Annotated in this window: 12 protein-coding genes; 7 read left to right on the top strand and 5 right to left on the bottom strand. The window is 68.7% G+C overall.

Annotation, left to right across the window (positions count from 1 at the left end):
• Nucleotides 1–37: 37 nt before the first annotated feature.
• Complete coding sequence (locus BO221_RS29870; protein WP_073564153.1) at nucleotides 38–1,033, top strand: SDR family NAD(P)-dependent oxidoreductase; 996 nt, start codon at nucleotides 38–40, stop codon at nucleotides 1,031–1,033.
• Nucleotide 1,034: 1 nt separating this feature from the next.
• On the opposite strand, the gene BO221_RS29865 is transcribed toward BO221_RS29870, so the two are convergent.
• Complete coding sequence (locus BO221_RS29865) at nucleotides 1,035–2,378, bottom strand: hypothetical protein (RefSeq protein WP_143195769.1); 1,344 nt, start codon at nucleotides 2,376–2,378, stop codon at nucleotides 1,035–1,037.
• 340 nt (nucleotides 2,379–2,718) lie between these two features.
• On the opposite strand from BO221_RS29865, the gene BO221_RS29860 reads away from it, so the two are divergent.
• From BO221_RS29860 to BO221_RS29850, 3 genes are all read left to right on the top strand, one after another.
• On the top strand, nucleotides 2,719–3,402 hold the full coding sequence (locus BO221_RS29860) for a hypothetical protein (protein WP_143195768.1): 684 nt from the start codon (nucleotides 2,719–2,721) through the stop codon (nucleotides 3,400–3,402).
• 14 nt (nucleotides 3,403–3,416) lie between these two features.
• On the top strand, nucleotides 3,417–4,319 hold the full coding sequence (locus BO221_RS55010) for a type VI immunity family protein (protein WP_083681548.1): 903 nt from the start codon (nucleotides 3,417–3,419) through the stop codon (nucleotides 4,317–4,319).
• Nucleotides 4,320–4,436: 117 nt separating this feature from the next.
• Nucleotides 4,437–5,612, top strand: coding sequence for a tRNA-uridine aminocarboxypropyltransferase (locus BO221_RS29850; protein WP_073564145.1), 1,176 nt, complete (start codon nucleotides 4,437–4,439; stop codon nucleotides 5,610–5,612).
• Between the two features lie 63 nt (nucleotides 5,613–5,675).
• On the opposite strand, the gene BO221_RS29845 is transcribed toward BO221_RS29850, so the two are convergent.
• The 3 genes from BO221_RS29845 to BO221_RS29835 form a co-directional block, all read right to left on the bottom strand.
• Nucleotides 5,676–6,749 carry a cytochrome-c peroxidase gene (locus BO221_RS29845; protein WP_073564143.1) on the bottom strand — a complete coding sequence of 358 codons (1,074 nt, stop codon included), beginning with the start codon at nucleotides 6,747–6,749 and terminating at the stop codon, nucleotides 5,676–5,678.
• 177 nt (nucleotides 6,750–6,926) lie between these two features.
• Nucleotides 6,927–7,307 (bottom strand): TRL-like family protein, encoded by a 381-nt coding sequence (locus tag BO221_RS29840; protein ID WP_083681546.1) that lies wholly within the window; start codon nucleotides 7,305–7,307, stop codon nucleotides 6,927–6,929.
• A 33-nt stretch (nucleotides 7,308–7,340) separates the two neighbouring features.
• Nucleotides 7,341–8,456 carry an acyltransferase family protein gene (locus BO221_RS29835; protein WP_073564139.1) on the bottom strand — a complete coding sequence of 372 codons (1,116 nt, stop codon included), beginning with the start codon at nucleotides 8,454–8,456 and terminating at the stop codon, nucleotides 7,341–7,343.
• A 90-nt stretch (nucleotides 8,457–8,546) separates the two neighbouring features.
• On the opposite strand from BO221_RS29835, the gene BO221_RS55540 reads away from it, so the two are divergent.
• Genes BO221_RS55540 through BO221_RS29820 form a run of 3 tightly spaced genes read left to right on the top strand, consistent with a single transcriptional unit; the run spans nucleotide 8,547 to nucleotide 10,650 of the window.
• The gene (locus BO221_RS55540; protein ID WP_073564137.1) at nucleotides 8,547–9,074 is read left to right on the top strand and encodes a YfiM family protein; all 528 of its coding nucleotides are present in this window, start codon (nucleotides 8,547–8,549) and stop codon (nucleotides 9,072–9,074) included.
• The gene (locus BO221_RS29825; RefSeq protein WP_073564135.1) at nucleotides 9,074–10,192 is read left to right on the top strand and encodes a cytochrome-c peroxidase; all 1,119 of its coding nucleotides are present in this window, start codon (nucleotides 9,074–9,076) and stop codon (nucleotides 10,190–10,192) included. Before BO221_RS55540 ends, BO221_RS29825 begins: the two co-directional genes overlap by 1 nt.
• Nucleotides 10,193–10,233: 41 nt before the next feature.
• Nucleotides 10,234–10,650: a hypothetical protein gene (locus tag BO221_RS29820; protein WP_073564133.1), complete on the top strand. Its 417-nt coding sequence runs from the start codon at nucleotides 10,234–10,236 to the stop codon at nucleotides 10,648–10,650.
• Nucleotide 10,651: 1 nt separating this feature from the next.
• Here BO221_RS29820 and BO221_RS29815 read toward each other — a convergent pair whose 3' ends face one another.
• Entirely contained in the window at nucleotides 10,652–12,607 is a 1,956-nt protein-coding gene (locus tag BO221_RS29815) for a pyridoxal-dependent decarboxylase (RefSeq protein ID WP_073564131.1), read from the bottom strand.
• Nucleotides 12,608–12,633 lie beyond the last annotated feature (26 nt).

Raw genomic sequence — 12,633 nt, 5'->3', positions numbered from 1 at the left:
CTCGTCATGGAGGGTTGGACCCGGAGAGGGCTGGAAGATGAACGTGCTGGTCACGGGGGCCACGGGCCTCATCGGAAACGCCATCGCCCAGAGGTTGATGGCGCGGGGACACCAGGTGCGCGCGTTGGTGAGGGACCCGGAGCGGGCCGCACGGCTGCTACCGGCGGGCGTGGAGCTGGTCCGAGGCGACGTGACGGCGCCGGACTCGCTGCCGGCGGCCGTGCGGGACGTGGAGTGGCTGTTCCACGCGGCGGGGATGCCCGAGCAGTGGCAGCCGGATGAGACCATCTTCGACCGGGTGAACCGCCAGGGCACGGTGAACGTGCTGCGGGCCGCGCTCGCCGGGCGGGTGAAGCGGGTGGTGTACACCTCGACGATGGATGTCTTCGCCGCGCCCCGAGGGGGCACGCTGGTGGAGACGAACCTGGACACGGAGCCGAAGCCCACCGCCTACGAGCGCTCGAAGCAGGCCGCGGAGCGGGAGGCGGAGGTGATCCGGCGCGAGGGGCTGGAGCTCGTGTATGTGAATCCAGGCGCGGTGTACGGGCCCTCTCCGGTGCATGTGGGGCTCAACTCGTTGTTCCTCCAGGTGCTGAACCGGAAGGCGCCGGCCCTGCCGCCCGGGGGAATGCCGGTGGCGTACGTGGACGGGGTGGCGGACGCGCACCTCGCGGCGGCCGAGCGCGGTGTCCCGGGCGAGCGTTACCTGCTGGCCGACACGCACGTGAGCAACGCGGAGCTGGCGCGGGAGATCCTCCGGGTGGAGGGATTGGGAGCCCGGGTGCCGCCCACCATGCCCGCGGGGGTGATGAAGGTGCTCGCCGCGGTGTCCGCGCCCCTGGCGAGGATGTTTGGCTTCACTCCCCTCATCGCGTCCGGGCAGTTGTCCTTCCTGCTGTGGAATGTGCGGGTGGATGCGAGCAAGGCCCGGCGTGAGCTCGGCTTCGAGCCAACGCCGCTCTCCGAGGGCGTGGAGAAGACCGTGGCCTTCCTGCGGGAGCAGGGGCTCGTCAAATCCAGACAGATACGGTAGTTCAGGGCAGCTCGCCCCTGCCCGCGAAGGCTTGCATCCACGCGAGCTCGTCGCGGGCACGGTGCTCGCAGGACTCCTCGCGCAGTGGGCCGATGGGCCAACGGTCATAGGCCGCCTTCTTCACGGCACCCTCCCAGTTGCCCAGTTGAATCCAGGCGGCGATGCACTCCTCGCGGGTGGGGACATGCTGCGTCAGCTCGGAGCCGAACATCTGGAGCCGCAGTCCCATCTCCAATTCCAGACGGGAGCGCTGCTCACGCAGGCGCGCGCCCACTTCGTACAGCAACCGGCCCAGCCACCGCAGCTCGTCCTCGGACAGGTGCGCCTTGCTGGCCGTGGCACGCTGCAGGAGCCACGAGCCGTGGGACGTGCTCTGTGCCAGGGAGGTCATCACCCAGGCATGGTGGGCGGGGCCATGCAGCATGTCTGTATGCGTTCGCATCTCCCGGAAGACCTCCTCACTGGAGGGCTGCTTCCACTCGCGCAGCGCGACGAGCTTTTCGAGCGCTTCCAGCTCCCGCCGCTCGAAGGGCGCCGAGCGCGAGGTGCCCGACAGGAAGGGGACGAGGGCGAGCTGGAGGGTACGGGGCGTGGACCCCGCGAGCTGGCCGAGCCGCTCCTCCACTGCTGCCAGACAAGCCTGGCGGAGCGGCGCCTGAGCCTCGAGGGGGAGCAACTGTTCGCGCAGGGCCAGGAGCAGGGGCGCCGACTGGCAGGAGAGGACATGCTCGCGCATCCACGGTTCCCGGTCCTTCGCCGAGTCTGGAGATAGGATCCCGATGGGGAAGAGCCAGTCCTCGCCAGGAGGGAGCCGGGTGATGCTCTCCGAATTGATGTGATTCCACTCGATGGGAGCGGGGAGCAGGGCGCTCTTGCGGAAATCTGGCTGTCCAACGGCCTTCCAGGAGTCGAAGAAGGCATGGCGCCAATTAGGGGCGTGGGGCAGGCGATCGGCGAATTCCAATAACAGACGTGCCTCCGGAGTGTCCCGGAGAGGAGGGGCCGAGAGATCCTCCCGCACCACGCGCCAAGCGTTCTCCTGCATGTACCAGCAGGCCCTCACCAGCCGGGCCGGCGCGGAGGACGGAAATACGTCGATGGCCAGATTCGCGGAGATGCCGGCGTTATAGTTGCCTGCGAAGGAATACCAGGCGGCTTCCTGGGCCAGATCCGCGGCTCGGGCTTCCGGGCTCTTGCTGTGTTTCTCGGCTCCCCCTCTCAGGACGCGCCCGCCCTCTACTTCCCATCCGTCTTCCGGCCCCAGTTCTTCCTCCCGCATGTGCCGCTCGCGCTCGTCGAGCCACCGGGAGGTGGCCCAGCCACCTCCCATCGCGATGGGCACCATCCCCAGGGCCCATCGCAGCAAGCGGCGGCGAGACCCGCATTGTGTCCCTGCTCCAGCCTCCCGCGGAGGCGTCCCCCTCTCAGGACGCTCCTGTCCGTCCCCGGTCGATGTGCTCATGGTATTGCTTCAAGTTACCATGGGTTCCATGCTCCCTCGCGCGAAGAGCAGGCTCTTATCGAGTCTGGTGCTCCTGGCCGTCCACCAGGCGGGATGCCTGTCGGAGCCGGACTCGGTGGAGGTGGTGGGTGAGTGCGGACCACGGGATCTGACGCCCGAGTGTTGCCTCAAGAAGAACCCCGGGCAGTGGGAACAGTGCACCGGCTCATCCGAAATGGCGCACGTGGCCGAGACGGCACAGCGTTCCGTGTCCACTGCTACGAAGATCGCCGCTGGCGCCACGGTGGTGGTCACGACGGTGGCGATGATGCCCCAGATCAACTCAGCCGAGCGGAGGGGGGTGGCACTGGCCACGGACCTGCTCGCGAAGGTGGAGAGGGCCATCGAACAGTGTGTGCGACAGGCGGACCAGAAGGTCAACGACTACCATTTCAACGGCCGGAGCCCGAGCCGGGAACTCTGCCAGCAGGTGAAGATGGGTGAGAAGACGACGTGGGCCGTGTACCTGGGGCTTTTCAAGCACGAGGAGTCCTGGCCGTGCCTGCGCGAGGCGTTGGACAAATTGCTACCCAAGCGATACCTGCTTCATCCTCGCTTTCAACTCAACGAGCTGACTGGAACGTGGAAGTTCTTGAATGAGGAGCAGGTGAAAAAGATTGTGTCGGAGCACGGTTGGAAGGGGCTGTGGGGCACCATCGAGCCGGACATCGTCCTCATGGACGAGAAGGGCTTCATCGTACACGTGTACGATCTCAAGTTTCCTTGCCCCGAGTTCAACAACGCGCGATGGGAGAGATACAAAGGGGGGCGTTGGCACGATGAGATGCAGGGACGGGTTTATGAGCGTGCAACTGGAGTAAAGCCAAGGCTTGTCTCTCCGCGGCAGGGAGCAATACGAGAGGATTAGGAGAAATACCCTTCATGCGATATCCGAGATTGCGCCAACACAATCAACATGGTGGGCTGGTCGCAAGCGATGCCTTGCTCATGTGCTTCTACATGCAGCACCCCAACAAGCGAATCGCCCCGGCCATCTTGCGAGCCTTGCAAACTATTCGTGAACGGATTCACCCCTACCAGTTCGCTTGGTACGATGCAGGTGAGGGACAAGCAGAGCCACTCGATGACTTCGCATGGGAACAACTTCACATGCGAACATTGAATCCGGAGCCAGGCATGTCAGCATATCTGATATTGGATGGCCCATCCACGAAGGTGGATGACCTCCGCGTACACTACAGAGGGTTGGATGTCTGGCCCTCTCCCTGGCCAGAGCAAAAGGACGGAGTGAGCGTCCTGTATGTGCGACTACCCACGGAGTTCCTGGTGGAACGGGGCGCGGACGAGGTTCGTGCCCTGGCCCTCGATGTGGCTGCGGAGCTCCCTTTCAACTCGGGGTACGTGGACTTTGCCCTGTGTTCGGACGGCTGGCATTTTGACGAGGCCCTCAAACTCATCCGACCGCCCTACCCGGGAGTGCACCTCGCGCCAAGCAGCGCGAACCTTCGCATGAACACCTGGGTGGATGGGGTGCACTGGATGAACTTCCTCGGGGAGCCCGTGCTCGGAAAGCTCGGCGGTGTGTCCAGTCTGCGCGCGCACCTGGGTTTCCCGGGAATCATCCTCCAAGAGATGAGTGGAGACCGGGTGCTCATCACCCTGGGGGCGCAACCGGAGGCCGGAGATGTGGAGGCGGGCCAGGCTCTTCCTCGGCACCGCGCGCTCGCCCGGCTCCTCGATCCCTACCTGTATCGCAGTGATATGGATGACCTCTACCCAGCCACCGAGGACCTGCTCCGCTGGGAGCGCCGTTTCCTGGATTGACCGGGGCCCTCGCTCCCCTGTCCCCCTCCAGGCGAGACGGGCACCCAGGGGCTCCCCGGCCCACCTTCCCACCGCCAGTCCTTGCCGGCCCCCCCGGGGTACCGTTAAAGCGGCGGGGTGCGCTCCCTCTGCCTCCGCTGCCTGCGTCCCCAGTCCACGTGCTACTGCGCGCGCGTGCCCCAGGTGGACTCGCGCACGCGCGTCGTCTTCCTGCAGCACCCCCGTGAGCGGCGGGTGGCCATCGGCACCGCCCGCATGGCGCACCTCTCGCTCACCAACTCCGAGCTCCACGTGGGGGTGGACTTCTCTGGCCATGCCCGGCTCGAGGCGCTCGCCGCCCACCCCGAGCGCGTGGCCGTCCTCTTCCCGGGCGAGGAGGCCATCCCCCTGGAAGAGGCGCGGCTGAACCCTCCCGAGACGCTCATCGTGGTGGACGGCACCTGGCCCCTGGCTCGCAAGCTGGTGAAGACGAACCCGCTCCTGGCTGGCCTGCCGCGCATCGGCTTCGTCCCGCGCCGCCCGAGCAACTACCGCATCCGCGCCGAGCCGGCCGAGCACTGTGTCTCCACCATCGAGGCCGTGGTGGAGGTGCTGGGCGCCCTCGAGGGCAACCAGGAGCGTTTCGACACCCTGCTCAACCCCTTCGAGTTCATGGTGGACACCCAGCTGGACCGCCAGGAAACCCGGACGGAGCCGCCTCGCCGGCGCATCTTCAAGTCCGCGTGGCAGCCGCCGTTGGAGCTGCGCACCATCGCGGAGAACTTCGAGCACCTCGTGCTGCTCTACGCCGAGGCCAACGCCCACCCCGCGGAGCAGGCCCTTCCCTCCGAGCTGGTGCACCTCGTGGCCATGCGCCCGGCCACGGGCGAGCGCTTCCAGGCCGTGCTCGCCCCGCGCCAGCCGCTGGCACGCAGCACCTGTCTGCACGTGGAACTGCCGGAGGAGACACTCCGGGCCGGCGAGCCGCTCGAGTCGGGCCTCGCGCGCTTCCAGGCCTTCGTGCGCCCGGGCGACAAGCTCGCGGTGTGGACGACGTTCGCGTTGGAGCTGCTGCGCCGCGACGGCTTCCCCGTGCCCGAGGCGCTCAACGTGCGGCTCGCGTGCGCGCGGGCGCTCAAGAGCAAGCCGGGTGGGGTGGAGCACGGGGCGGAGCTGTTGGGCTCGCGGCTTCCCGAGCAGTGGGCTCCGGGGCGCGCCGGGCGGCGCATCGTGGCCCTGGAGTCGGTGGTCCGTGCCCTCGACGAGCGCGGCCGGGCCACCGAGCCTCCGTCCCGGCAGCGGATGGCGTCGTAGCCAGCGCCGCCGGGTGGAGGACCCCCGCGTCACCTCGCGGCGCGCGGGGGCGGGTGCTTCACATCACGTCGGGTCCGGCTTCGGCGTCTTCGGGCCGCTGGCCGGCAGCTTCGGCTTGGCGATGTAGCTCTTGGGCAGCTCGCCGGTGAGCGAGTCCAGGAAGGTCACGATGTGCTTCGCGTCGTCGTCGGTGATCTGCTTGCCGAACTGGTGCTGGGCCATGAGCTTCACGGCCGTCTGCAGATCCTTCACCGAGCCGTCGTGGAAGTAGGGCGCGGTCTTGGACACGTTGCGCAGGGTGGGGACGCGGAACATCATCCGGTCCGACTCCTTCTTCGTCAGGTCGAAGCGGCCCTGGTCCTTGGACTGGTAGGGCAGCACCAGGCCCATCTTCTGCATCGCGCCACCCAGGGCGGCGCCGCTGTGGCAGGTCTGGCAGCCCTGCTCCATGTACTTCTTCAGGCCCACCTTCTCCGCCTCGGTGAGCGCTTTCTCGTCACCGGACAGGTACTTGTCGAAGCGAGAGGGCGTGACGAGCTGGCGCTCGAAGGCGCCGATGGCCAGGCCCAGGTTGTTGTACGTCACCGGGTCGGCCTCGCCCGGGAAGGCCTTCTGGAAGGCCGTCACGTAGCCGGGGATGGACTTGAGCGTCTCGACGACGCGCGCCTCGTCGGGCATGGCCATCTCGACGGGGTTGAGGATGGGGCCCTTGGCCTGCTCCTCGAGGTTGGGGGCGCGGCCATCCCAGAACTGCAGGAGGTGGCCACCGGCGTTGTACACGGTGGGCGAGTTGCGGCCGCCCAGCTGCTTCTTGTGGCCCGGCGAGAAGGGCTTGCCGTCCACGCCGTACTTGTTCAGGTCGTGGCAGCTGTTGCAGGACAGGTCGTGGTTCTTCGAGAGGCGGTTCTCGAAGTACAGCATGCGCCCCAGCGCCACCTTCTCCGGGGTGATGGGATTCTTGGGGTCCTCGAAACGGGCCGGCAGCGCCTTGAAGACGGTGAGCAGGGCACGGTCGATGACGGCCTTCTGGGTGGCGGGAGCAGCCGGAGCGGCCGGCTTGGCCGCCTGCGCGAAGGCAGCGGCGCCCGCGGTCGCGGCGACCAGGAGGAGGGGTCGAACGAGGGTCTTGAGTTTCATGAGGTCTGCGCTCTCCACTGAGCTCCACGGCCAGGGACCTTGTCGGGTCCACGTGGGGGGGCCGGAAGCCAAGGGAAATTAGCAGCCTCGGGGGCCGGGGGGAAACGCCCTCGGCCGGGCGGGACACCGCGTCCCTCGGCCTCGTGGGCGGGGACGCGGTACCGGGGAAGGAAACAGCTACTCGCCGTAAACGACGGCGCAGTACTTGGCGTAGATGCCGAGGATGTTCTCGAAGCGGTAGTCGATGTGGGTGACGCGGTTGATGTTGGCCTTGCGCGCCGCCTCGTTCACGCCCGCGTCGCCGGTGGTGATGAGGCCGAGGATGGACGTCGCACAGCCCTCGCCGGACTTGGAGCCCAGCTTGGTCTGCTCATTCACGAAGGTGTTGCCAACGGAGTTGGCGTACAGGCTGGAGAAGCCGATGGCACCGGGGAAGGCGATGCCCGCGCAGCCCGAGAGGCCGGTGGCGGCAACGCAGAGGACGGCGGCTTTGGACAGCTTGCGCAGCAGGTGCATGTTTCCTCGCTTGAACTGCCTGGGAGTGAAGTGGCAAGGCATGTACCCGTGCTCCGGGTGGAAGTAAATGCCTTGCTAGATGCGCTGGCCGGAGCGGAGGGCGGCGTTGCTCATGGGGACGGGGCGCGCGCGCCACGTGGTGGAGTCGGAGGCGGAGCGGCTTTTTCCGCGCACCACCTGCCAGAGGCGGGCGATGGCGAAGCACACCGCCAGCAGCCCGAGGCCCACGCCGAGGGCGGGCAGCAGGCCGAGGGTGGGGCCCACGCGCCCGGCGAGGCCCGGCGTCCCCGCCCAGCCGTACACCACGGGCAGGTGCAGCACGTAGAGCCAGAGGGAGGCGCGGCCCAGGGGCGCCAGCGGCCCGGAGACGAACCGGGGCAGCAGGTTGACGGCGCCCAGCACCAGGAAGCCCTGGCCCACGCGGAAGGCCACGAGCCAGGCGCTGGTGGGGCTCCAGTCCGGGTGCAACTGACGCGTGAGCACGAGCAGGCCCGAGCCGAGCGCCAGCAGGGCCAGGCCCTGGGGCCAGCCGGGCCGCAGCAAGCGCAGCAGGTGGGCCGCGAGCGCCCCGGCGAAGAAGAAGCCCGCCCAGGGGAAGAGGGGGAAGCGCGCGCCCGGCATACCCACCGCCTGGCGCAGCTCCACGGGCCAGCCCGTGGCGGCGCTCCACATCCAGGTGCTCGCCAGGGGGATGCCCACGGCGAGCACGCCGAGCACCACGGCCCGCGTCCAGGTGCCGCGCGCCAGCACCAGCACCGCGGCGCCCACCAGCAGGCTCACCGCGATGCTCTGCAGCGCGTCGAAGGTGAAGACGAGCGAGCGCAGCGGCTCTCCCCAGCCGAGCGCATGCACGGTGTCCCAGCCCGGCCAGTGCACCAGGTAGCCGAGGAAGAGCAGCAGCAGCGCGCGCCGGGCCCGGCGGCCAAAGGTGAGGCCCGCGCTCTCCTGCGAGGTGCCGAGCGCCGCCACCACCGCGAAGCCGGCCACCAGCAGGAAGAGGGGAGCGGTGATGCCGCGCAGCTCCCAGTACCGCTGGACCCAAGCGTTGGCGCGCATCTCCGGCGCGAGCAGCGCGTCCAGCGTGTGCCCCAGCACCATCGCCACCACGGCCAATCCTCGTGCGCCGTCGAGTCCGGGATGACGGGACGAGGGCTTGCGGAGATCGAAGAGCGAGGTACCGGGAGGGGTCACGGATCCCAAGCATACGTGCAAGCGGGCCGCGCGTCTCGAAATCGGACGCCGGGCGCTGACGCGGGCCCCCGGGGGTGGTGTCATGGCGCCATGACAGCCCGTGAAAATCTCCTGGCCGTGTTGTGTCTGTCGTTGCTCGTGCCCCTCTCCGCCCGGGGCGCGGAGCCCGGGATTCCAGTGCTGGATGACTGGTTCGGGCAGGACAAGGCCCTGCACTTTGGCGTCAGCGTGGGCCTGGCGGGCGCGGGGTACGCCGGGGGCGCGCTGCTCTTCGAGGCCCCCGAGGCGCGGTGGATCTCCGGAGCGGGCGTGGCGCTCGGCGCGGGTGTGGCGAAGGAGCTCTACGACGCGGGGCGCGGGAGCTTCTTCTCCTTCAAGGACCTGACGTGGGACGTGCTGGGGACGGCCACCGGGCTCGGCCTGTCGTGGGCGGTCGATCGGCTCTTCTTCCAGCGCGACGGCGGTGTGCCCGCTGCCCAGGGGAGCGGGGGAGGGCTACCAGGCGGGAGGCGGCCCCTGCTGACGGTGTCGGTGCACGCGGGGGGTCATCCCCAAGGGATGCCGGGTAATGGTAGGAATGACTCGGTGATGTTGCTTCTCCTGGGAGGTTGTTGGTGATGATGCGGAATCGGCTCTTGCTCGGCGTCGGCCTGGTATCGCTGGGCGCCTTCTCTTCCTCGTGCAGCAAGGAGTCCCCTCCGCCCGAGTCCAAGCCCGCCACCGCCGCGGCGGCCCCGGCGCCCGCGCCTGCTCCCGCGGAGCCGCCGAAGCCGAGGATGAGCCACGAGAAGCTCGTCTCCTTCTTCCGCCCGTCCGCCGCCGTGAAGGCCGAGACGCCCGAGGACACCGCGGCGCAGATCGCCCTGGGGCGCCTGCTCTTCTTCGAGAACCGCCTGTCGAAGAACCACGACATCTCGTGCAACAGCTGCCATGACCTGGCCACCTTCGGCGTGGACGGCAAGCCCACCTCCGAGGGGCACAAGGGCCAGAAGGGCACGCGCAACGCGCCCACCGTGTTCCACGCCGCGGGCCACATCGCGCAGTTCTGGGATGGCCGCGCCGCGACGCTCGAGGAGCAGGCCGCGGGGCCGATGATGAACCCGGTGGAGATGGCCATGCCGGACGAGAAGCGCGTGCTGGCCACGCTCAACTCCATTCCGCAGTACGTGAAGGGCTTCAAGGAGGCCTTCCCCAGGGAGAAGAAGCCGGTGAACGTGGCCAATGCCGCGCGGGCCATCGCCGCCTTCGAGCGCAAGCTCCTCACCACCGCGCGTTTCGACAAGTTCCTCGCGGGGGACGAGAGCGCCCTCACCGAGCAGGAGCGGCGCGGGCTGGAGTTGTTCGCCGCCTCGGGCTGCACCACATGCCACAACGGCCCGGCGGTGGGCGGCACCTCCTTCCAGAAGCTGGGCCTCATCGAGGAGTACCCCACCGGGGACAAGGGCCGCTTCGAGGTGACGAAGAACGAGGAGGATCTGCACAAGTTCCGCGTGCCCACGCTGCGCAACGTGGAGAAGACGGGCCCCTGGTTCCACGATGGCTCGGTGAAGGATCTGCCCCAGGCGGTGCGGCTGATGGCGAAGCACCAGCTGGGCATGACCTTCAGTGAGCCCGAGGTGGACGACATCGTGGCCTACCTGAAGAGCCTCACCGGGGAGCTGCCCGGGCCCGAGGTGCTCGCGCCGCCCACGTTGCCGCCGAGCACGAAGACCACCCCGAAGCCGGATCCGACGTAAAGGCTCGCCTCCCGGCCTGGGGGGCGCTAGGAAGCGCGGCCATGAGAATGCTCTATCACGCCCACTCCGGGCTGCGCTACCTCGTGCTCCTGATGGGGCTGGTTGCCGTCGTGTACTTCGCCTTCGGGCTCGTCACGAAGCGGCCCGTGGACAAGTCCGTGCGCATCATCGGCTCCAGCTTCGCTGGCCTCCTCGACACGCAGATCCTGCTGGGGATCATCCTGCTGGGCGTGCTGCCGGGCTCGGGTTGGCAGTTCTACCCGGCGTTCTGGGGCCACCTGGTGATGATGGTGGCGGCGGCGGGCCTCGCGCACGCGCTGCTGGTGATCAACCGCAAGCGCCCCAACCCCGGCTACCTGCTGCCGCTCATCGGCGTGGGCGGGGCGCTGGTGCTCATCATCGGCGGCATCCTGGCCATCGGCCGGGGCTTGATGACCAGCACCCCCATCGGCGGGTGAATCAGCGCCGGGCGGCTTCCAGCTCCGCGCGCATCACCTCCCCGAGCGTCTGGATGAAGCCGCGGATGTAGTCCACCTTGCCGCGGCGCGAGGCCAGGAACGGGTCCATCACCGTGCAGCGCAGCACGGCCACCCCTCCGGCCCGGTCGTAGTCCGCGTGGGTGAAGCCGAGCCGCTCCACCGTGGGCAGGGCCGCGCGTCCGTATTCATGGGCGCGCAGCTCCGTCTTCGTCACGTAGTAGTCCGGGCGCTTCAGCGTGTCCGGGCCCACGCTCAGCGCCCGGTAGATGCGGTCCACGAAGTCATTGGTCCGCTCCAGCGTCTCCAGCGACGGGTGCCCCACCGCGAAGCAGACGATGTTCAGGTCCGACGGCGGCAGCGGCACCAGCTTGAACGGTGCCCAGTCCCCTCCCGCGATGCGCCGGTGGAGCGCCATGGCTCCCTTCGCCGTCTCGCCCACCAACCGCCCGTACCCGCTGGCGTTCAGTGGCAGCACCTGGTGGCTCATCCACACGCCGGCCGCTGCGGCGCCGGGCTTCGAACCCTCGAAGATGGAGCGGCCCAGGTAGGCACTCTCGTGGCCTCCGGTGTGGAAGAGGTACGGCGCCTCCACCGACACCAGGTCGCGCACCCGCTTGTCCCGGAACGTGATGCTGCCCGCCGGGTACGGCATGTAACCCAGCTTGTGCGGATCAATGGTGACCGAGTCAGTCCGCTCCAGCGCGCACAGGGCCCGGTACACGCCCTCCGTGGGCCACGCCTCCGGCGCGTAGTCCGCGAGCGTCTCCTCATAGGTGCGGCGCTCGCCGTTGGCGCCCCGGGTGATGGAGGCCGCGTAGCCGCCCCAGGCCGCGTCCGCGTGCAGGTGGAACGCCATGCCCAGCTCCCGGCCCAGCCGCTCGCGCAGGTCCGCGAGCAGATCCAACCGGTCCACCGCGCTCTCCTCCGTGGAGCCCATGACGGCCACGCAGGCGATGACCGGCTGCCGGCGCACCGCCAGCGTGCGCAGCGTGTCCTCCAGCGCCGAGGGCGACATGCGGAAGTTCGTGTCCACCGGCACGTGGATGAGCTGCCGCGCTCCGATGCCCAGCGCGCGGCACGTCTTCTCCCAGGAGTAGTGCGCCGTGGAGGGCACCAGCACCACGCCGGGAGGCAGCGCGTCCTTGAACTCGGAGGCCAGCCGCAGGCCGAACTCCTGGTAGCCCAGTCCCGCCAGGGAGTGACGCGTCACCAGCTCCAGCGCCCGGCCCGGGTCTCCCAGCAGTGAACGCAGGCGCTCCAGCGCGTCCAAGGCGGCCTCGGGCGTCACATTGAGGAGCTGCCACAGGCTCAGCTCGCTCAAGCGCGTCTCCCGGCCGTCCGGCAGCCGTACCTCCAGCTTCTTCACGCTGGCCTCCTCCGCGGCGTGCCGCAGCGCCACCGGGAGGTACTTCACGTTGCGCGCGACCCACAGCGCCTCGAAGTTGGCCACCGTGCCGCCCGAGGTGAGGTGTCCCCAATACCTCTCCGGCGCGTAGCCCACCATCCGCGCCAGCTGCCCGGCCACCTCCAGCTCCAACCGCGTCGTCACGGGCGAGGCCTCCGCCGACACGTTGTTGGGGTTGTAGAGCATCGTGGCGAAGTAGCCGATGAGGCTCGCCATCGTGAGGTCCGAGCACATGTGCCCGATGTAGCGGGGGCTGAAGGAGGGCACGCCTCCCTTGAGCTGGCCCAGCAGCCCCAGCAGCTCCTGCGAGAGCCTCGAGACGGAGTCCTCGTAGCCCGGTGCGCGCTTCTCCGCTTCTTGAATCAAGAAGCCGTCCTCGGGGTGGAGGTTGCGGCGCCAGAAGACGTGGTCGCGGAAGGCCTCGAGCAACAGGCGCTCGAAGGTATCGGCGTTCTCTCCTTTGGGTCCCAAGAAGAGGGAGCCGAGATCAAGACGTACGGGGGACGGGTCCGGGCGGAAGTGCGTGCTCATGGAAGTGCCCCAGAGCACTGCAAGCG

Source organism: Archangium sp. Cb G35, from assembly GCF_001896145.1.
Taxonomy (GTDB): domain Bacteria; phylum Myxococcota; class Myxococcia; order Myxococcales; family Myxococcaceae; genus Archangium; species Archangium violaceum.
Note: the sequence above shows the minus strand (reverse complement) of the source record. Positions and strands in the feature narration are given on the sequence as shown.

What these genes read in the sequence shown, in the direction of transcription:
- BO221_RS29870 (WP_073564153.1), top strand. Translation starts at nt 38, where the DNA reads ATGAACGTGCTGGTCACGGGGGCCACGGGCCTCATCGGAAACGCCATC.
- BO221_RS29865 (WP_143195769.1), bottom strand. Translation starts at nt 2,378, where the DNA reads ATGGTGCCCATCGCGATGGGAGGTGGCTGGGCCACCTCCCGGTGGCTC.
- BO221_RS55010 (WP_083681548.1), top strand. Translation starts at nt 3,417, where the DNA reads ATGCGATATCCGAGATTGCGCCAACACAATCAACATGGTGGGCTGGTC.
- BO221_RS29845 (WP_073564143.1), bottom strand. Translation starts at nt 6,749, where the DNA reads ATGAAACTCAAGACCCTCGTTCGACCCCTCCTCCTGGTCGCCGCGACC.
- BO221_RS29840 (WP_083681546.1), bottom strand. Translation starts at nt 7,307, where the DNA reads ATGCCTTGCCACTTCACTCCCAGGCAGTTCAAGCGAGGAAACATGCAC.
- BO221_RS55540 (WP_073564137.1), top strand. Translation starts at nt 8,547, where the DNA reads ATGACAGCCCGTGAAAATCTCCTGGCCGTGTTGTGTCTGTCGTTGCTC.
- BO221_RS29825 (WP_073564135.1), top strand. Translation starts at nt 9,074, where the DNA reads ATGATGCGGAATCGGCTCTTGCTCGGCGTCGGCCTGGTATCGCTGGGC.
- BO221_RS29820 (WP_073564133.1), top strand. Translation starts at nt 10,234, where the DNA reads ATGAGAATGCTCTATCACGCCCACTCCGGGCTGCGCTACCTCGTGCTC.
- BO221_RS29815 (WP_073564131.1), bottom strand. Translation starts at nt 12,607, where the DNA reads ATGAGCACGCACTTCCGCCCGGACCCGTCCCCCGTACGTCTTGATCTC.